The organism is Acinetobacter sp. AC1-2, assembly GCF_016124155.1.
GTDB classification, from domain to species: domain Bacteria; phylum Pseudomonadota; class Gammaproteobacteria; order Pseudomonadales; family Moraxellaceae; genus Acinetobacter; species Acinetobacter calcoaceticus.
This window is the reverse complement of record NZ_JABFFO010000001.1, coordinates 1298939-1319168: the sequence shown is the minus strand read 5'-3', so window position 1 is coordinate 1319168 and position 20230 is coordinate 1298939. Positions and strand designations below refer to the sequence as shown.

Here is a 20230-nt window from a genome sequence, read left to right as displayed (position 1 = left end):
TGTTCTGCAAACTAACTGTTGAGAGTTATGTTTGCAGAACAACCATTTAGAACTTATATGTACCTCGTACAAAGTACGTACGTCCTAAAGGATCTGCGTAACGTGGGTCATATCCCATTTGGAAGTTGTCACCGACATTTGAAGCAGGAGGGTCTTCATCAAAAATATTTTTAATACCAGCGGTCACTTCTAGATTTTTAAAGCCTTTGTATGTGCCTGAAATGTTGTATGTTGTATAGTCGCTCACTTTGTGATTTTGATAACCAGGCTTAACAGAAGAACTTGAATTTTGATCTTGATAACCGCGAGAGAAGTTTTGTTGGAGGTTTAAAGCCCAGTTTTCATAATTCCAATTTAGGTTTGCAGTATGTTTCCATCGCAGAATAATAGCTTGGTAGTCTAGACCGCTATAAGTGCCGGCAACACTTTTCCATTCGCCATTTGGCTCGGCTTGATATTTGTAATCTGTAATATATGTTCCATCAATGTTGAAACCAAAACGACCTGTAGCAGTCATTGGAGAAACCCAACTTAAGCCGACATCGAAACCTGAGGTTTTAATTCCACCTAAATTTTGTTGTGTTGTAATAATATAATCTAATGAGCCATCAGGATTACGTACAAATTTGTCTGCATATTTCACAGGGTCATCAAAAATAGCAGTTTCTGAAAGTGTAGCAATTTGCTTGTCTACTTCAATATTGAAATAGTCGAGAGTAAAGGCTAAATTTTTAATTGGTTCAAATACTAAGCCAGCAGTAAAAGACTTTGATTCTTCTGGATCTAGAGTTTTATTTCCTCCATTTTGTCTGTCGAATTGCATATTACAATCACGTTCTCTTACACCACCTGGTTTTAAGACATTCCCTGGGCAGAGTACGGGATCATAATAGTATCCACCAGTATTGGTTACTGAGTTTGGTCCATTCACTTCCCAAAGTGTTGGCGCTCTGAAACCAGTACTATAAGTAGTACGGAACATTAACTGTTTAATAGGTTCCCAACGAAGTGCAAATTTTGGATTAAACGTATCACCAAAATCATTGTAGTCATCATAACGAGCGGCAATTTGAGCTTCTAAAGTTTTAAGAAGTGGGATATGGAATTCGGTAAATACCGATTTAATATTACGATCGCCGGTATTTACTGGTTCATCAGGATCGACGCCTGTACTAGGTGCCACTCGGGCAACATCAGTAACGACTTTTGAAGTCCAATCTTCATAACGATAGCTTGCTCCAACCGCAAAACCAACGTCTCCAGCGGGTAATTTAAATATAGGTCGACTTGCAGTGAAATCAACGGTAGTTGTATCTAGGTTGGCTTTTAAGTATTTACCTTCAACTCCTAACTCATTCCATGCATTAGCATCTTCAGGGTTTTGTGGCCCGAATGGGTTTAAAATGCCATTGTTTAAAGCTTCTTGTGTTTTATCAAAGTTTAAATAGCCACTTACGATAGCATCCGATGCACTACTATGCGCATAGGTAATGCCTGAATTAATATCCCAACCATGAGTTTCACCCTCAATACCAGCAAACAATCTATGAGATTGGTTAATACTGTTACTTATACGATTACCTGATTGTGAACGCAGATATAAAGGGATAGTTCCAGTAGCACCTGCTAAAGCTGGAGTGATACCTTTACCTGGATAATATTTACTACTAGGGTCAAGAGTCAGATCAAAAAATACATCTGGTGCAACTGAAGTAGTGACTTCACTTCTTGCATATAAATATTCTGCAATCGCGTTAAAATTATCATTTAGTTTAAAAGTAGCTCTGCCCATAGCTGAGATATCTTCAGTTTTTGGAACAATACCAATTACTGCTTGGCTATTATATTTACAAATTTGACCATCAGTCTCTACTAGAGGATTATTACCACAACCTGTAGATGCATAGGGATTACCTAATCCAGGTACATTAGCAGGGAATGAACCACTACTAGTTTTGTGGATTCCTAATTCAGGTAGTATGCCTCCACGTCGACTAACTTTACGGTCTTTGGCCATGACATCATCGCCTTTGCGATAGTCCACAACGCCAAAAACGTTATAGCCATTTTCGTCTAAATCACCAAAGCCACCAAAGATGCTATAGTCTTGCTGTTCACCACCTTTTTGTTCTGGTTTTTGATAGCCTGCGGTCAGATTAAGTCCTGTAAACTGCTTTTTGGTAATGAAGTTAATTACCCCGCCAATTGCATCTGTTCCATAAATGGAAGAGGCGCCATCTCGTAAAACCTCAATACGGTCTAACATTGCAAGTGGGATAATATTTAAGTTTGTGACACCGCTATCATAGGCATTTGCAGCTAGTCGTCGACCGTTCAGTAAAACAAGTGTCTTATTGGCGCCTAAAGCCCTAAGGTTTGCCGCCGAGCCTGCTGTTTTGCTTGCACCGACGTTACTGGCAGTAACAAAGTTCGATTGGTTTGCACTAATTTTGGCTAAGGCTTCTTCAGTTGTAGTTACCCCTTGTTTTAAAATTTCATCAACTTTTACTACCGTAATTGGTGAAGCGCTTTGAGCAGCAACTCCTTTAATTGATGAACCTGTCACAGCAACTTTTATGACTTTGACTGGTTTGTCTTCAGATGTTGATGATGGTTCGGTTTCTGCTGCTTGTGCCAGGGTAAGACACATCATGCTTAAACTAAGGGTGCTTAATTTAAGAATTGTTTTGCCGATCTTGGGGGTTACCTGAGATCGAACATTGTATTTTTTTTTCATCGTGGATTTGATCCCTTTTTGTTGTAGTTAGCGATATTGCTGAAAAGTGTTTAAGCAAAGCAAGTGCCAACTATATATTTTTCTTTTTTTAGTTTATGCAAAATATTGATAAATATTGATTTTATTATGTTTTAGGCTGTAATTCAGAGGGTAGAATCAAACAAATTATTTTTCTATTTGGAAAAAAATAATGAGTTGGCGAAAAGTTTCAAATTTATTTGTATAAAAAATAATCATTGTTTGAATCTTCATGTATTAGATATCCATTTCTGTATCTTTTTAGAACTTTATTAAATGTAATTATATAACGTAACATTATGGTAATTTCATATACTTATATTTATAAATCAAAGTGTTAATCTGTTATTTTTTGTGAAAAATAACGATTTTTTCTGAACTAGAATGAAACATTTATGACTTTTAATTGTGCAATATAGGTTAATGATGGATAGGTTATATAAATATAATATTTGGCAAAAACTTACTTTTATTTATATAGTCCCAGAAGTTTTAAGTGCCTAATAAAAATGTAAATTTTAAATATTTTTATATGGATTATTCTTGATCACAAAATATGGCATGAAATTCGCTTTATATTAGATAGTTACAGCTTTCTAATTTTATTGTTAGCTTTTTCCATTTGATCAAATAAAAGATTGAATAAAACGGTTAGTAATTTACAAAGAAGAAAGTAGTCCGTTGAGAAAGAACTTTTCTTATGCGGATTTAGATGTTACTCAAAAGGATAATATCTTTAAAATATTAATTAAGTAGGTAGGAACTTGAAATTAAAAATTTTTAAGCTCGCCATTTTAAGTCTGGCTATTACATCAGTTTCTTGTGCTTTCGCCCAAACGCCTGCACAACCAAACAAAATATTACATGTTGCTTATGAAGCGCCTGATGATGGTTTTGACATGGTTAAAACCACCAATTTTTATAGTGGTAGTATTGTGGAAGCTATTTTCGAGCCTTTACTCAAATATGATTATTTAGCTCGTCCTGTGCAGTTAGTTCCTTATACGGCTGAAAGTCTGCCTAAGGTTGAACAAGACGGTAAAGTTTATACATTTAAAATTAAACCAGGTATTTACTTCACCAATGACCCTGCTTTTAAAGGTAAACGCCGTGAACTTGTGGCAGAAGATTATGTTTATGCAATTAAACGCATTTTAGATCCTGAAAATAGGGCACCTTCTGTTTCATTTATTGATGGGAAATTGTTAGGTGCCGATGCGGTTGTAGCTCAAGCAAAGAAAACTGGAAAGTTTGATTACGCCGCACCCATTGCAGGGCTTAAAGTGCTTGATCGATATACTCTACAACTCACTTTAACTCGGCAAGACTTTAATTTTCCTTATATTCTTGCCTATATATCTTTTGGTGGAGTTGCTAAGGAGGTTGTTGATTATTACGGTGATCGTATTGGCATGCATCCAGTAGGTACTGGACCTTACATGTTAAGTAAATATGTTCCAAGAAGTAAGGTCGAGTTGGTTGCCAATCCTGATTATCGTGGTTTTGTTTGGAACTTTAAGTCGACAGGCACGCCGTGGGATAACCAGCTTGTTAAAGAAATGTCTGGAAAGAAAATGCCGCAAGTTGGCAAGGTGGTGGTCAGTATTATTGAAGAGCAACAGTCACGGTGGTTAGCTTTTCAGTCTGGTCAATTAGATTTTGATAGACTTACAGCAGATGCTGTTCCGCAAGCTTTAGATGGCAATCAACTTAAGACTTCTTTTCAAAAAAGAGGAATTAAACACTTTCCATATAAAGAACCTGAAATTACCTATACGATGATGAACATGCGTGACCCTGTCATTGGTGGTTTTAGTCCTGAAAAAATAGCGCTTCGTAGAGCAATTACTTTGGCTTATGATCAAAATGAAAGCATACGACAAGTATATAAAGGTCAGGCAGTTAGAGCAGAAATGTTTATACCTGAAGGTGTAAATGGATATAACCCGAAGTACAGAAGTAGCGTAAGATACAACCCGCTATTAGCCAATAAACTACTTGATCATTATGGTTATAAAAAAGGGGTTGATGGTTACCGAAACTTACCAAATGGGAAGCCTTTGGTTTTAAAAATTAATAATGAAAATAGCTCGGCTTCAGTTATTCTTTCCGAACTATGGAAAAAAAATCTAGATGCCATTGGTATTCGTGCTGACTTTAAAGTAAGTAATTTTGCAGATAATTTAAAAGCCGCAACTCAATGTAAATATATGATTTGGGGCGGCGCATGGATTGCTGACTATCCTGAAGGAGATAATTTCGCACAATTACTGTATGGTCCAAACGCAGGTCAGGGAAACCATGCTTGTTACCAGTCTAAAACATATGATGCTCTTTATAATCAAGCCACTCATTTACCACCCCAACAACGTCTTCCATATTATGAAAAGCTTAACCGCCAGATTGAGGCTGATAATCCGTGGATCGTTCATGTAACTCGAATTCGTAATTGGTTGATACGGCCACAAGTTCAGGGTTTTAAACCCCACCCAATGATGAATACAAACTGGCAATATCTTGATATTACCCCTGTTAAAAAATAATTTTAGATAAAGATAATTATGACTGAAAATTTAATAAAACAGCTCAAGCATTGTAGTGTGGGTTTGCTATTTGCCAGTATGGCATTAACTGGATCTACAAGTATTTTTGCAAAAAGCCCAGCCGATCCAAATAAAGTTCTACGTTATGTATTCCCGACAGCTGAAACAGGTTTCGACCCAGCTTATATCCATGATTTATATTCGGCGCATGTAACTACTTCAATATTTGAAACTTTATATACGTATGACTATTTAGCAAGACCTGCAAAATTAATTCCTCATATTGCTACGACTATGCCACAAGTCAGTGCAGATGGTCTGACTTATACCATTCACATTAAAAAAGGCATTTATTTTACGCCGGACCCTGTGTTTAAAGGGAAGTCTAGAGAGTTAACAGCCAATGATTATGCGTACTCTTTTAAGCGCTTATTGGATCCGAATTTACGTTCTCCCAATAGCTGGTTATTAGAGAACAAAATTGAAGGTATGGATGCATTAATAAAAGCAGCCAATAAAACCGGAAAATTTAACTATGACCAAAAGGTAAGTGGTTTACAAACACCTGATAAGTACACTTTGGTGATCCGATTAGTTAAACCAGATTATAACTTTCCTTTATTACTGGCACATGACCCGACAGGTGCTGTGGCGCGTGAAGTCATCGAAAAGTATAAAGATAAAGCTGGTTTTGTCATGGGACATCCTGTAGGTACAGGCCCTTATGTACTGAGCAAGTGGGTGCCAGCTTCGCGCATTGTTTTAAAAGCGAATCCTGATTATCGCGGTTTTACTTGGAACTTTGCAGCCAGTAGCCCTGAGGATGGGGCAATTGTAAAACGCCTTAAAGGTAAAAAAATGCCTCAAATAGGCACAATTGATATTCAGGTTATGGAAGAAAACCAATCACGATGGCTGGCATTTCAGCGTGGTGAAATTGATATATTTCAGCTTGAAGGTCAACTGATCGCAAAAGCAATTAAAGACGGTAAATTAAGACCTGAGCTGGCTAAAGAAGGTGTGCATTTATCTCGTATTGTTGATCCTGAAATTAGCTATATTTATTGGAACCTTAAAAATCCAGTCGTAGGCGGAATGAGTAAAGAAAAGATTGCGTTACGCCGTGCAATTGCAATGTCTCGCTCACTAGATCAAGAAATTAAATTAGTAAGAAATGATGATGCCGAGCGTCTACATTTTCCAGTTCCACCCGGTGTAGTGGGATATGACCCTCAGTATAGAACCAGTACGCCATATTCGGTGAAAGCAGCAAATTTACTATTAGATAAATATCACTATAAAAAAGATGCATCAGGTTGGCGCACTCAACCAAATGGGAAGCCCCTTGTCATTGAATATATGGCACGTAATGACAGTATTGGTCAACAAAGCGCTGAGCTTTGGAAAAAGAACTTTGACAGTTTGAATATTCGAATGGTGTTTAAACCAATGCTTTTTGCAGATCTAATTCGAGCACAAAAACAGTGTGATGGAATGTTTGGTTCCTCTGCATGGATAGCCGATTATCCGGATGGGGATAATTTTATGCAGAATTTTTATGGTCCCAATACGCATATGACAAACTGGTCTTGTGGCTCAATTCCAGAGTTTGATCAGTTGTATCGCCAAACCCAACAAATGCAATCAGGTCCTGAACGGGATGCACTTTATCGAAAAATGACGCGTTTGTTAGAAGTCTATATGCCTGTGCAGATGTCCTATGCCCGCTACCGAAATATGTTGGCCCAGCCGCATGTCATTGGCTATAAAAAGCATCCAATTTTACATGCTGAGTGGATGTACTTTGATATTGATACAAATACTAAATCTAATCATTAAATGAAAAATCTGGAGATATGATGAAGAATAAAACACTAAAAATGACAACGTTATGTATGCTGGCTATAGGTATAAACCAATATGCTTCAGCTGAAACAACTCGTAGTACATTGCCACTACTTAAAGCAAAGCAGCTTCCAACATGGTGTGATTCTAATTTAAAAAAAATTCAGCAACAGATTACAGACTTTGAGAAAACACCTGTTAATGCTAACGTGGCAGCGGCACCTATTTTGGCAAAATGGGATAAAATTTTTGCTCATTTTGAAGATTTTTCAGGTCCGATAAGTTTATATAGTAACGTAGACCCAGATGCAAAGTTGCGTAAGGCAGCCGAAGATTGTGAAATCAAAATTAATCAATTTCACACTGATATGTTTCAAAATCCCAAGCTATATAACTTAATTAAAAATACACAAGCAACGGACCCTATTGATAAAAAATATCGTCAAGATATTTTGAGCCAATTTGAAGATACAGGTGTTCAACTTGAACCTACAAAACGCGCAAGAATGAAAGCTATTCTGGATGAATTGACTAAATTAGAACAAGAATATGCCCGTAACGTTCGTGATAACCCTGAAAAACTTGAGTTTACTCCTGAAGAGATGAAGGGTTTACCAGAAAGTTATATTTCAGGTTTGAAAAAGAATGCGAAAGGAAATTATTTAGTTGGTTTTGAATATCCAGAATATCGGCCATTTATGGAGTTGGCAGACAATGATGATGCTCGAAAAAGATATCAGATTGCTTTTACAAGACGTGGTACTGAGCAAAATTTAAAACTACTCAAGCAGGCAGTAGATTTGCGTTATGAGTTGGCACAATTGTTTGGAAAAGCAAGTTATGCGGATTGGGTTTTAAAAGATCGTATGGCTAAAACCCCTGATGCTGTAAACCAGTTTTTAGCAGAAGTACAAAAAACAGTAGCACCTCTTGAACGTAAAGAAGTCGAAGAACTCCGAGCATTTAAAGCGCAAACCTTAAAAACGCCATTAGATAAAACCGAGATAACACGTTGGAGTGAAGCTTACTGGAGCGAAAAACTTCGTAAGAGTAAATATCAGATTGATCAGGAAAAACTTCGTGATTATTTCCCAACTTTAGCTGCTCAAAAGTGGTTGTTTGCTATTTCATCTGACCTTTACGGTATTGACTTTAAACCTGTCAAAGTAAAAGCATGGCAGGATGAAGTTGAATATTACGATGTAGTTGATAAAAAGACAGGAAAACTTTTGGGCGGCCTATATATGGATAAATTCCCTCGTGAGGGGAAATATGGCCATGCCGCGGTTTGGGGCGTATACGGTGGTAGCATTTTAACCAACCGTTTACCTATTTCAGCATTGGTCACCAATTTTAACCGCAAAGGTTTAAATAGTGATGAGCTAGAAACTTTTGTTCATGAGTTTGGTCATGCCTTGCATGGCATTTTGTCAAATACACGTTATGCAAGTCAGTCAGGAACATCCGTAGAACGTGATTTTGTAGAAGCACCTTCGCAAATGTATGAAGAGTGGGCGCGCCGTAAAGAAACCTTATCTAAAGTTGCCGATTATTGTGATCCAGCATGTCCACGTGTTGATGATGAGTTAATTGCCCGTTTAAAAGCGGTACATAACTATGGACGTGGTTTGCGTTATGCACGTCAGACACTCTATGCCCAGTACGATATGGCCCTTCATAGCGCTGATGCTTTAAAAGTAAAACCTTTGGAAACTTGGCAAAAAATGGAAGCCGCTACAGCCTTAGGTTATGTACCAACAACTGAATTTCCAGGTCAGTTTGGGCATTTGATGGGCGGTTACCAAGCAGGTTATTACGGCTATATGTGGTCTGAAGTTTTGGCTTTAGACATGCTTTCTGCTTATGGCGATAACCTCAATAATCCGCAAGTAGGGCAACGTTACCGTCAAACGATTTTATCGCAAGGTAGCCAAAAGCCCGCTGCTGATCTAGTGAAAGATTTCCTTGGCCGTGAACCTGATAACAAAGCGTTCTTTAATGAAATTACCGGACAACGGGTTAAATAAGGAATTATTACTATGCTGGCATATGTTATTCGGCGTTTATGGCAGATGATTCCAACCATGTTGGGAGTCGTCTTACTTATTTTTATTCTTTTTAACTGGGTCGGTGGAGATCCTGCCTATATTTTAGCAGGCAAGATGTCTAATCCTGAGCAAATCGAAAACATTCGTAAACAGCTAGGTGTCGATCAGCCGTATTACGTTCAACTCTGGATTTTCATTAAGCAGATTCTGACTTTTGACTATGGTGCGAGTTGGAGTACTGGCGAACCTGTTTCCCAAATTATTTTAACCCGATTAGGGCCGTCGTTAACTCTTTTAATTCCGCTGACTATTTTACAAACCGTTATTTCAATTATTTTGGCATTGGCTATTGCAGCGGTACGAGGTTCTCTAACCGACCGTATGGTCATGATGCTATGTACCATTGCTATGTCAATTAGTATTTTAGTTTATATTATTGTTTTTCAATATGTTTTAGCTTATCAGCTAAGTTGGTTCCCTGTACAAGGCTGGAGTGACACCTTTACCGAGAATTTATTTAAATTTGCCTTACTTCCAATTTTAATCATGTTAGTTGTGAGTATTGCACCAACCTTACGTTTGTATCGTAGTTTTGTGCTTGATGAAATTAATCAGGACTATGTTCGAACAGCACGTGCTAAAGGTGTAGGTGAAAGCCGAATTTTAGGTGTACATGTACTGCGTAACGCTTCAATTCCTATTATTACCGACGTGATGTCAACTTTACCGGCGTTACTCATAGGCGCATTTTTAATTGAACGTTTTTTTGGTATTCCCGGTATTGGTCGAGAAGTCATTATTGCAGTTGAACGAAGTGATTTTCCTGTTATTAAGGCAATTACAGTATACATCGCAGCTGCAACCATGATTTTTAACCTGATTGCCGATTTGGTCTACAAAGTGGTTGATCCACGTGTACAGTTGAAGTAGGTGGGCTATGCTGAGCGTTTTATCAAAAAGAAAAGAACAAACAAAAGCCGAAGCTCATTCATCTGGCCTGTGGAAACTTGCCATGCGACGTCTTCGGGCTGACAAAATCGCGATGTCATCACTAGCGATTGTATTGCTTTATTTTATTATCTTGATTCTATCAATGACGGGCGTGATTGCATCTGACTGGAATAAAGAGGTAGCCGTAAGTTATGCACCGCCTACATTTATAGGGGCAGATAAGACAACAGATGCAGGGCAAAAGGCAGCGGCGGTTGACGAGGAATTACCAGAAAATCCAGTCGATCCATTAAAAGATGTTATCAAAAAACTGAATGAGCAGATTAAGCAAAGCAAGAGTTCTGGGGACGCGATTGATTACTATGGTGTAGTTGACCCATTAGCCGATGATATGAAAGCGATCGATCAGCAACTTGGCGGACATTTATTAGACCAGCAAGCCGAGCTTAAAAGCACACTTGTGTTTGGCGCTGATAAGTGGGGACAAGACGTTTTAAAGAAAACAATTAAGGGGGCTGAAACTTCAATTATTGTTGGGGTGATATCGGCTTTACTTGCGGTAGGTATTGGTACACTTTTAGGTGCAATTTCAGGTTATTTTGGCGGTTGGGTGGATGATATTCTCAACTGGTTTTACAACATTTTCACCTCAATTCCATATTTATTATTAGTGCTTGCTATTGCTGCCGTGCTTCAACAAAAAGGCATTTTATCTATTGTTCTTATATTGGGTTTAACGGGTTGGACAGGCGTTTATCGCTTAATTCGTGCCGAATATATGAAACATACTGCACGTGAGTACGTTCTTGCTGCTAAAGCAATTGGCGTTGGACATTTCCGCCGTATGTTCATTCATATTTTTCCAAACGTCAGCCATATCGCTTTAGTCCAAATGTCGATTTTAGTGGTTTCTTTTATTAAATCTGAAGTCATTTTGAGTTTCTTGGGTTTTGGTGTACCAGTAGGTGTGGTGTCTTGGGGGAGCATGTTAAATGAAGCGCAAAGTGAACTTCTTTTAGGTAAATGGTGGCAGTTAGTCGCAGCCTCTGTCGCAATGGCTGTTTTGGTTACGGCATTCTCAATGTTTACTGATGCTCTTCGTGATGCGTTAGACCCAAAGCTAAAATAAGAGGAAGGTCCAAATGATAGAACAAGAATATAAAAATGCGCCGTTGCTTCATGTTAAAAATTTACGAGTAAGTTTTAAAGGTGAAGATAAGCAATATATTGAAACCGTAAAAGGAATTTCTTTTGATATTCCAGCAAATACTACGGTTGCTTTAGTCGGTGAATCGGGTAGTGGTAAATCGGTAACTTCTTTGGCAACTATGGGATTACTGCCTGTAGGGCAAAGCAAAATTGATGATCAAAGTAAAATTATATTTGAAGGCAAAGACCTACTCAGTTTATCTCGTAAAGAGATGCGGAAAATCTGTGGTAAAGACATTGCCATGATTTTTCAGGAGCCGATGTCATCTTTAAACCCAGTTTTTACAGTTGGTAATCAAATTGCGGAAGTGTTGTGTTTGCATATGGGATTGAACCGTAAACAAGCACGACAACGCGTTTTAGAATTACTTAAAGAAGTAGGTATTCCTTCACCTGAAATTAAAATTGATGCCTATCCAAATCAACTTTCAGGTGGTCAACAGCAACGTGTCATGATTGCAATGGCGATTGCTTGTGAGCCTAAATTGCTCATTGCCGATGAACCAACCACTGCACTTGATGTCACCATTCAAAAGCAGATTATTGATTTACTCGAATCGTTGCGTAAGCGCCGTCAAATGTCGATGCTTTTTATTACCCACGATTTGGCACTGGTCGGTGAAATTGCAGATAAAGTCATTGTGATGCGTCATGGTGAAATTAGAGAGCAAGGCGCTGCTGAGCAGGTTCTGGAACAGCCTAAAGATGTATATACCCGAGCATTACTTTACTGTCGTCCACAAATATCACAGCGTCCTTACCGATTGCCTGTGACCAGTGATTTTATGTGCCAAGAAGACGATATATTGGTTGAGAAAAGTTTTGATGCTTCGGAAATTCCGCAGCGCAAACGTGGCTTAAATGGCGATGAGCAAATTATTTTAGAAGTAAAAGATCTGAAAAAAAGCTTTTATAGTCGTAAAGGGTTATTTGGCAAAGAAGAGTTTCAGGCCGTAAAAGGAGTTTCTTTTAAACTTGCTAAAGGAAAAACTTTAGGTTTAGTCGGTGAATCCGGTTCAGGTAAAACAACCGTTGGGCTACTACTCATGCGGTTACATCAAGCTTCAGGTGGGCAAGCTTTTATTGAAGGAAAAGATATTCTTTCATTAACTGAGAAAGAGTTTGCTAAATATCAACGGAAAATCCAGATTATCTTTCAAAACCCATATGCTTCTCTTAATCCACGCTTTACAGTTGGTCAGATTCTTTTGGAACCCATGCAAATTCATAACATTGGTAAAGATGATGCTGAGCGTAAACAAATTGCGCTTGGATTACTTGAGCGAGTGAATTTACCTGAGCAAGCTTATTATCGCTATCCACATGAGTTTTCGGGTGGGCAACGTCAACGTATTGCGATTGCACGATGTTTAACCCTAAAACCTGAAATTTTGATCTGTGATGAATCTGTTTCAGCACTAGACGTTTCGGTTCAAGCACAGGTACTTAACTTATTACAAGACTTACAAGATGAGTTTGGACTCAGTTATATCTTTATTTCCCATGACTTATCGGTTGTGAAATATATATCTGATCAGGTCATGGTCATGAATCATGGTGAAGTTGTTGAAATTGCCAATTCGGATGAGCTTTATGCACATCCTCAACATGATTATACCAAACGACTATTACAAGCCATTCCTCAAGGGATTCACCACGTTTCATAAGCGTAAAGTTATGTCGTTAAAGGCACTTTTAAGTGCCTTTTTATTTGGTTTATCGCGTAAATACTTATAAAATAAGAGAGTAAAAATACAGTAGTTTAGTCTTGCTATGTGTGCCAACTTTAAACCTTTAACTCTTGCTCAATTGCAGCAACTCCAGTTGCCTGTGGTTGGCTTTAGCTATGCCGAAGAGGTTTATCCTGCGGGAACAATGCCGCTATTATTTAAATCACCACAAGGTCTTGAATGGCGTGAAGTCATGTTTGGCCTAGTTCCTAAATGGGCTGAAGATACAAACATAGCAAAACATACTTACAATGCCCGTCATGAAACGATTTTCCAAAAACCGAGTTTTCAAGAAGCTGCACTTAAATGTAAGTTTGGTGTGATTCCGGTGATGGAATTCTATGAAAGTAAATATATAAATGATAAACCTGAGCGGTGGGGTGTACGCCGTAAAGATGGACAGGCTTTTTATATTGCAGCAATCTATGAAATTTGCAAAATAAATGAAACGATTATTCGTTCTGCAAGTATGTTGACCATGGATGCTATAGATCATCCTATGATGAAAGATTTTCATGAGCCTGGAGATGTCAAAAGATCAGTTATTGTGATCCCACATGACCGATTAGAAGAGTGGTTGAGTTTGGAATCACCAGATATTTCAAGCTTTATCGAAGGTTTTCCAGTTGAAGAGTTTGAATGCTCACATGTACCAAAAGAAAAAATTATAAAACCTACACCACAGTTAAGCATGTTTGACTAATCTATCTAAAATAAGATGAGGTTATTGATATCAAATCTGAATCAATAACCTATATTGCTTATTCAATAGTTTTACTTAATGTTTGCACTTCTGAATCTTGAGCTAGATAGCTCAACTCAATTGGTGAAATCACAAAAGTGGTATTGTCTGATGTTTGTTTAAATACAAAGCCATACTCAAAAGACTGGCTATTTTTACTTGGTAACCAGAATAGATAAGGACATCCTGTGTAACTACCGTCCCAACCCATTTCTCTTGCTAAAGCTAAAGCCGTATCTGATTTCGCAATGATTTCTTTGAGAGACTCTTTATCTCTTGTTGAAACATCACCATCATCGTCTGCAAATGTTTGTAGGAACTCATTTAAGGGCGTGAGTTCTTCCCAGTTGTGTTCTATTGTCGAGAAATGATATCCATATAGCATCATGTGCGCTTTCTTCCATCTTGTTATTGTGTGATTGAACATAACAAGAAATATATGAAAAGGAAATGGATAAATCTGATTTAAGTTGTTTATTTTTCATAACTTATAGATTGTTTTTTGTACGAAATAAAGGCTTTTTTAAACACTATAATTATTCATATTAGCTATATAGCACGCACAGAAAGCAGCGCTTACCTAATGATTAAGATAAATGACTATTTTAGTAAATCAAACTGTTGGCGAATACTGAATTGTTCATAATTCACCTATAATAGAAATGAAACTATATAGAGCATATTTATGTTTATAACAACTACGCGCCCACAAGATACTTTGATTAATCAGCTTCTTCCAGTTTTGGAACAAGCGAGCCAGATTTTATTACAAGAATATCAAAATTATTCTGCGGGTTATGAGTTCACTATTCACGAAAAACAAGATGATTCACCTGTAACTCAAGCAGATTTAAAAGTGAACCTTTTCTTATTAAAGCACTTGGCAGAGATTACGCCAGACTTGCCGGTTTTGTCTGAAGAAAGTGATTATAGTGCTCGGCATGAGTGGTCCACATGCTGGATGTTAGATCCTCTTGATGGAACTAAAGAATTCATACATGAGCGTGATGAGTTTACGATCAACCTAAGTTTGATTAAGGGTAAAGAAACGATCTTTTCAGTTATTGCTGTACCATGTGAACAAGTCGTGTACTTGGGATATCTGCAAGAATTACCTTTTAAATATAGTTTCACTCAAAAACAGTGGTATCAATATCAAATAACTTCGTTTTCGCCAGATGAGCCTATTCAAATAGGACTTAGTCATGGCAGTAAAAACCCGAAATATCAAAAATTTATTCAACCTATTGAAGAAAAACATAGCATTATTCGACGAGAAGCAGGAAGTGCCTACAAATTCTGCATGATGCTAGAAGGTGAAATAGATATTTACCCGCGATTTCATCCAACTTCTGAATGGGACACAAGTTCTGGTCAAGGTTTGTTAGAGAGTATAGGGGGTGGCTTACTTACCCTTGATGGAAAACCTTTTGAATATAATCAGAGACACACGGTTTTAAATAAGGGCTTTATCGCATTTCGTGATCAGGAAAGCAAAAAAATAGCATTTGAAGCATTGGCCCAAGCAGGTGTTATTGATTGAGAGTTATGCCAGACATGTTATAGTGGCAAAGTATTGAAAAAAGATGACAAGATAAAAATGGCACTTGATTTATTGCCTAAAAGTATGTTTGAAGCAATTGATTTATTGCCCGATGCTTCAACTCCTGTAACCTTATTTACGCGTCATTCTCTAAGAGAACTTGTGGATGGACAGGGCTTAGCTGGATATGATCTCCAACTCACTCCTCAAGGGCGTGAGCTTGCGCAGGCATGGGGTAATTATTTAATTAAAAATACAGATCGTGTTATTCAGCATTGTATTTCAAGTCCAATACAACGTTGTGTCGATACGGCTGCACTCATGATCGAAGGGGCGGATGCCGTAAGCCCTGAATTTAATACACATACGATTGAAATTATTGAGCAAGGATTACTGGTTGAGCCAGGGAGTTTTGTACTAGACATACAACAAGCTGCCCCTTATTTTAAAAAGCAAGGTGCTTTGGGTTTTATTAATAGTTTTGTAAATAATGCATTACCTGGTATGAAACACCCAATTACTGGTGTTTTAGATGTACTAGAGCTTATTTATCATACGCATCCTAAAACACAAGGCGGGCTTAGTTTAGCTGTCAGCCATGACACTATTATTGCTGCAATTGTTGCTGTAATTTCTGGTGAAAATGAAATTAAGAAAGAAGATTGGCCTGAAATGATGGAAGGCCTATTTGTATGGTTTGAAGGCGAAGAATTTCCAAATTGCAAATTAAAATGGATTTGGAGAGGTAAGGCCTATGAGCTAAATGTAGCCAAATTTGGAAAAACGCTATAAGCTCAAAAATGATAGATAATAAAAAAAGCCCTATTGGGCTTTTTTTACATGCTTTAATTAGTTAGCTAACGCTTTAACTTGAGCATTTAAACGGCTCTTATGACGAGCAGCTTTATTTTTGTGGATGATGCCTTTATCAGCCATACGGTCGATTACAGGAACAGCTTTTTGGTAAGCTTCTGTAGCAACAGCATGATCACCACCAGCAATTGCACTTAAAGTACGTTTGATGTATGTACGAACCATAGAACGCAAGCTTGCGTTGTGTTTACGTGCAGTAACGTTTTGACGCGCACGTTTTTTAGCTTGAGCAGAGTTTGCCACTCTTGCACTCCTTGAAAATAAGTTGGTCTGGGCGGGCTGTGGTCAATCCAGTAAACTGGTGCAACCATCACCAGCCCGTAAACAAGTGCCATATTGTGATGAATAGACACCGTGAAGTCAAGCCTTGAGAACGTTTTAAGCTGTTTTAGGGGCTGTTAAAACGGTAAGAAAAGGTTAAATTTAAAACAAAGTTAAAGAGGGATGGATAAAAAATGACAGCAAGTAAGAAAAAAGCGATTGTGCTCGGCGCAACAGGGTTGGTCGGATTAGCACTTGTTGAAAAGCTCCAGCAGGCTTCGGAATTTGAAGCTATTACGCTGGTGGTTAGAAAAGAATCTCAAGTATTTAATACATATGAAAAAGTTAATCAGCTCATCATAGAAGATTTCTTAATGTTGAATGATGAAGATGTGAATGGTTATACCCATGCATTTAGCTGTTTGGGAACAACATTAAAAAATGCGGGCTCAAAGCAAGGCTTCTACGCGGTAGATTATGAAATCAATGCCCATTTGGCAGATTTGGTGCAAGATAAACATATTCATCTTTTATTAGTGAGTGCCCTTGGTGCAAATGCAAACTCACCAATTTTCTACAATAAAGTGAAAGGACAGTTAGAAGATTATATCGAGAGTTTGGGAATTGAAAAATTATCTATTTTTAGACCCTCTTTACTGATTGGTAAGCGTAGTGATGTACGGCTTATAGAGGATTTAGGGCAAAGTCTATTTAAATTTATTGAGAATAAATGGCAAAAACCATTCAAATATAAACCTGTGACTGCGGAGCAATTGGCTCATACCATGGTCGTAGCGGCGCTAACGCAAATTGAAGCATTCAAACGATATGATAATCTGAGCATACAGAAAACTCGATAAGGGAGAATAGAAGTGTCGACAGTACCGTTTGTAACATGTGATTTATTAGATGATAACCCTGAAAAAGACTTACAAGTTGTAATTCCCTCAATGGATGGAAAGTTCTTTCAAAGTTATGGGGCGCGTAAAACTTTTGGGGGGCAGGTTGTAACAGTAAAGTGTTTTGAAGATAACTCGCGTGTAAAAGAGTTATTGGCAACAGATGGTACAGATAAAGTACTCGTTGTAGATGGTGGTGCATCTATGCGTTGTGCGCTTATGGGTGACCTGATTGCAGAATCGGCAGTTAAAAATAACTGGAATGGTGTCGTAATCTATGGCTGTGTACGCGATGTCGATGCTATTGCTACCCTTGATTTAGGTATACATGCATTGGCAGCAATTCCCCAAAAAAGTAATCGTAAAGGCATTGGCGAAGTAGATACCACTTTGTATTTTGGTGGTGTCACAATTCAATCAGGCGATTATATCTATGCTGATAATAATGGAATTGTGATTTCAAAAGAAAAATTAGTGTAATCACAGTTCATAAAGGATCGCATGATGGTGAATCATCAAATTAAAGTATTACAGGCAGTTGTCTCTGCAATTGCTGAAGGTGGTCGGGGTGTAACAGGTACCGCATTTCCTCAGCAACCTGTAAAAGCCTTGAAGTTATATGAATTTGAAGGTTCACCATTTTGCCGTCGTGTCCGTGAAGTCCTTACACTTTTAAATCTGGATGTAGAAATTTATCCATGTCCTAAAGGTGGGACAAAACATCGTTCGGTCGTAAAAGAAAAAGGTGGCAAATTACGGTTTCCTTTTTTAGTAGATGAAAATACAGGTGACTACTTATATGAGTCACAAGAAATTATTCATCATTTATTTAAACACTACGGTAAGACTGGGAAGACGCCTCAGAAATTTTCGAGTTACCCTAACGTCCCTTATGCTGCATTTGCTGGGACCATATTAAATGGTGCTCGGGGAGTTTGGATAAATAAAAAAATCATTAATAGAGCTGTGCCTGAACAAAAACTTGAGTTATGGAGTTTTGAGGCAAGTCCTTATTCACGAGTTGTAAGAAGTCTACTCTGTGAGTTGGAGCTTCCTTATATTCTGCATAATGTTGCAAAAGAAAGATGGCAAGATCAAGGCCCAGCTATTTTTCGCTTAAAACCGGGTAAATATGTGCCTCTAAAAGGTGGAAAACGAGAAAAAATATTGCCTGTTATGCAAGGTAAAATGCAGGTACCTTATTTGGTAGACCCAAATACGGGAGTGAAGATGTTTGAGTCTGCTCAAATCGTAAAATATTTAAAGAAGCAATATGGTCGTTGATTAATTAAGATAGGCTTTAGAAAGAGTTTAAGTCAATTTACTTAAACTCTTAGAAAGATCAGATTTCATAAGAACATGAATATGCTAAATTAAAGAGGTTAAATACCCAAATAAGGCATATTTTATGGAATGTATGAGAATTCAACCTGTAACGAGCAGTCCTGGTGAAAATGCACTATTTATCGTATTGGGACTCACTCAAGGTGATTCTGTAATAGAAAAAGTAAAAGATTTTGCTAGTAATTTTTCAGCATTAACTAGAAGTCTAACTAATCGTTATCCAGATAGTAAGTTTAATGCCACGCTAGGGTTTAGTTCAAATGCATGGGATATCTTATTTCCAGAGCAAACGAAGCCTCAAGAATTAGAAACATTTAAAGAAATTAAAGGGCCGAAATACACGGCTGTTTCAACAGCTGGTGATCTATTTTTTCATATTCGTGCTGATCGTCAGGCTTTATGTTATGAGCTGGGCAATATAATCAATCAACAACTTGGTAAAGTGACTTATCCAATTGATGAAGTGCATGGTTTCCGTTATTTTGATGGACGGGCAATTATTGGCTTCGTAGATGGGACAGAGAATCCAGAACCAGTTATTGCAGCGCAATGGGCATTAGTGGGCAATGAAGATCCTGACTTTATCGGGGGAAGTTATGCTTTTATCCAGAAATATACACACGACATGGAAAAATGGCGTTCATTAACCGATGAAGAGCAAGAAAAAGTGATTGGGCGCAAAAAGTTCAATGATGTTGAACTCGGTGATGATGAAAAGCCTTTAACTGCTCATAATGTTGTAAGCAAAGCGCATGATGCAGAAGGTAATGAGCTTAAAATTATGCGAGCTAATATGCCTTTCTCAAATCCTTCAAAAAATGAATATGGTACTTTCTTTATTGGTTATTCACGTAAATTCAGTACTACACGTCAAATGCTTGAAAATATGTTCTTGGGAAATGAGCAGGGCAATCTTGATCGGTTGCTTGACTTTAGTACTGCTCAGACTGGTACCTTATTTTTTGTACCAACGGTCGATTTTCTTGATGATTTAGGTGATGACTAGTCGTTAAACTAAAAGGCTTAAATGATGGAAGTAACTAGATTACTTCCATTGCTTGAATTGAAAATTAATATGATGTGATGAAATGTTTAAGAAGATAACGCAGCTTTTTCAAGGCTCAAAAGAAACACCAGAACAAATTTACTTGCGAGAGAATCTATTAAAATTTGATTCTGAACGCGGTCCTATAATCAAGGATGTGCTGATTAATGAGAAATGGTCAGAACATCTTGAGTATTTCTCAAACCGTAAATTGCAAAATTTTGATAATCTTCAGAAATTATTCCTAATTACTCCACAAATTAATGAAAAGATTGATCTGGAAATCGCAACCCAACGTTATGTAGAAAGATTAGGAAATACACAAGAAAAGCTACTTCAGCTTAAAGCGATTATACAAATATTAAATCAATATTACGTTTTGTTTTTGCGTGATAAATAATCATAGTTGATTGATTAAAAAATATAAAAAGTAGAGCTAACT

17 protein-coding genes are annotated in these 20230 nt (G+C 37.6%); 14 read left to right on the top strand and 3 right to left on the bottom strand.

Annotated features, from left to right (window positions below):
* Positions 1–46: 46 nt before the first annotated feature.
* Entirely contained in the window at positions 47–2737 is a 2691-nt protein-coding gene (locus HL290_RS06060) for a TonB-dependent receptor (RefSeq protein ID WP_198495914.1), read from the bottom strand.
* A 782-nt stretch (positions 2738–3519) separates the two neighbouring features.
* On the opposite strand from HL290_RS06060, the gene HL290_RS06055 reads away from it, so the two are divergent.
* The 7 genes from HL290_RS06055 to HL290_RS06025 all read left to right on the top strand — a co-directional run bounded on the left by HL290_RS06055 (position 3520) and on the right by HL290_RS06025 (position 13784).
* Positions 3520–5298 carry an ABC transporter substrate-binding protein gene (locus HL290_RS06055; protein WP_198495913.1) on the top strand — a complete coding sequence of 593 codons (1779 nt, stop codon included), beginning with the start codon at positions 3520–3522 and terminating at the stop codon, positions 5296–5298.
* Between the two features lie 15 nt (positions 5299–5313).
* On the top strand, positions 5314–7137 hold the full coding sequence (locus HL290_RS06050; protein WP_198496396.1) for an ABC transporter substrate-binding protein: 1824 nt from the start codon (positions 5314–5316) through the stop codon (positions 7135–7137).
* A gap of 20 nt (positions 7138–7157) precedes the next feature.
* On the top strand, positions 7158–9170 hold the full coding sequence (locus tag HL290_RS06045; protein WP_198495912.1) for a M3 family metallopeptidase: 2013 nt from the start codon (positions 7158–7160) through the stop codon (positions 9168–9170).
* A 12-nt stretch (positions 9171–9182) separates the two neighbouring features.
* Entirely contained in the window at positions 9183–10121 is a 939-nt protein-coding gene (locus HL290_RS06040) for an ABC transporter permease (protein ID WP_198078611.1), read from the top strand.
* A 7-nt stretch (positions 10122–10128) separates the two neighbouring features.
* Positions 10129–11271, top strand: coding sequence for an ABC transporter permease (locus HL290_RS06035; RefSeq protein ID WP_198495911.1), 1143 nt, complete (start codon positions 10129–10131; stop codon positions 11269–11271).
* Positions 11272–11284: 13 nt separating this feature from the next.
* Positions 11285–13018 (top strand): ABC transporter ATP-binding protein, encoded by a 1734-nt coding sequence (locus HL290_RS06030; RefSeq protein ID WP_198495910.1) that lies wholly within the window; start codon positions 11285–11287, stop codon positions 13016–13018.
* 106 nt (positions 13019–13124) lie between these two features.
* On the top strand, positions 13125–13784 hold the full coding sequence (locus HL290_RS06025; protein ID WP_005041036.1) for an SOS response-associated peptidase family protein: 660 nt from the start codon (positions 13125–13127) through the stop codon (positions 13782–13784).
* 58 nt (positions 13785–13842) lie between these two features.
* Here the strand turns inward: HL290_RS06025 and HL290_RS06020 are convergent, their stop codons facing one another.
* Positions 13843–14211, bottom strand: coding sequence for a hypothetical protein (locus tag HL290_RS06020; protein WP_127491629.1), 369 nt, complete (start codon positions 14209–14211; stop codon positions 13843–13845).
* 297 nt (positions 14212–14508) lie between these two features.
* Between HL290_RS06020 and HL290_RS06015 the strand changes: the two genes are divergently transcribed.
* Positions 14509–15366 (top strand): 3'(2'),5'-bisphosphate nucleotidase CysQ, encoded by an 858-nt coding sequence (locus tag HL290_RS06015; protein WP_198495909.1) that lies wholly within the window; start codon positions 14509–14511, stop codon positions 15364–15366.
* 57 nt (positions 15367–15423) lie between these two features.
* Entirely contained in the window at positions 15424–16158 is a 735-nt protein-coding gene (locus HL290_RS06010; RefSeq protein WP_004642661.1) for a histidine phosphatase family protein, read from the top strand.
* 57 nt (positions 16159–16215) lie between these two features.
* On the opposite strand, the gene rpsT is transcribed toward HL290_RS06010, so the two are convergent.
* Entirely contained in the window at positions 16216–16482 is a 267-nt protein-coding gene (gene rpsT / locus HL290_RS06005; protein WP_003651535.1) for a 30S ribosomal protein S20, read from the bottom strand.
* A 212-nt stretch (positions 16483–16694) separates the two neighbouring features.
* Between rpsT and HL290_RS06000 the strand changes: the two genes are divergently transcribed.
* The 5 genes from HL290_RS06000 (at position 16695) to HL290_RS05980 (ending at position 20188) form a co-directional block, all read left to right on the top strand.
* Entirely contained in the window at positions 16695–17360 is a 666-nt protein-coding gene (locus HL290_RS06000; protein WP_198495908.1) for an NAD(P)H-binding protein, read from the top strand.
* 12 nt (positions 17361–17372) lie between these two features.
* Positions 17373–17879 carry a ribonuclease E activity regulator RraA gene (gene rraA / locus HL290_RS05995; protein WP_045432975.1) on the top strand — a complete coding sequence of 169 codons (507 nt, stop codon included), beginning with the start codon at positions 17373–17375 and terminating at the stop codon, positions 17877–17879.
* Positions 17880–17900: 21 nt separating this feature from the next.
* Positions 17901–18683 (top strand): glutathione S-transferase N-terminal domain-containing protein, encoded by a 783-nt coding sequence (locus HL290_RS05990; RefSeq protein ID WP_080758433.1) that lies wholly within the window; start codon positions 17901–17903, stop codon positions 18681–18683.
* 133 nt (positions 18684–18816) lie between these two features.
* Entirely contained in the window at positions 18817–19749 is a 933-nt protein-coding gene (locus HL290_RS05985; RefSeq protein WP_198495907.1) for a Dyp-type peroxidase, read from the top strand.
* An 82-nt stretch (positions 19750–19831) separates the two neighbouring features.
* Positions 19832–20188: a hypothetical protein gene (locus tag HL290_RS05980; RefSeq protein ID WP_045432652.1), complete on the top strand. Its 357-nt coding sequence runs from the start codon at positions 19832–19834 to the stop codon at positions 20186–20188.
* The last annotated feature ends 42 nt before the right edge of the window (positions 20189–20230 follow it).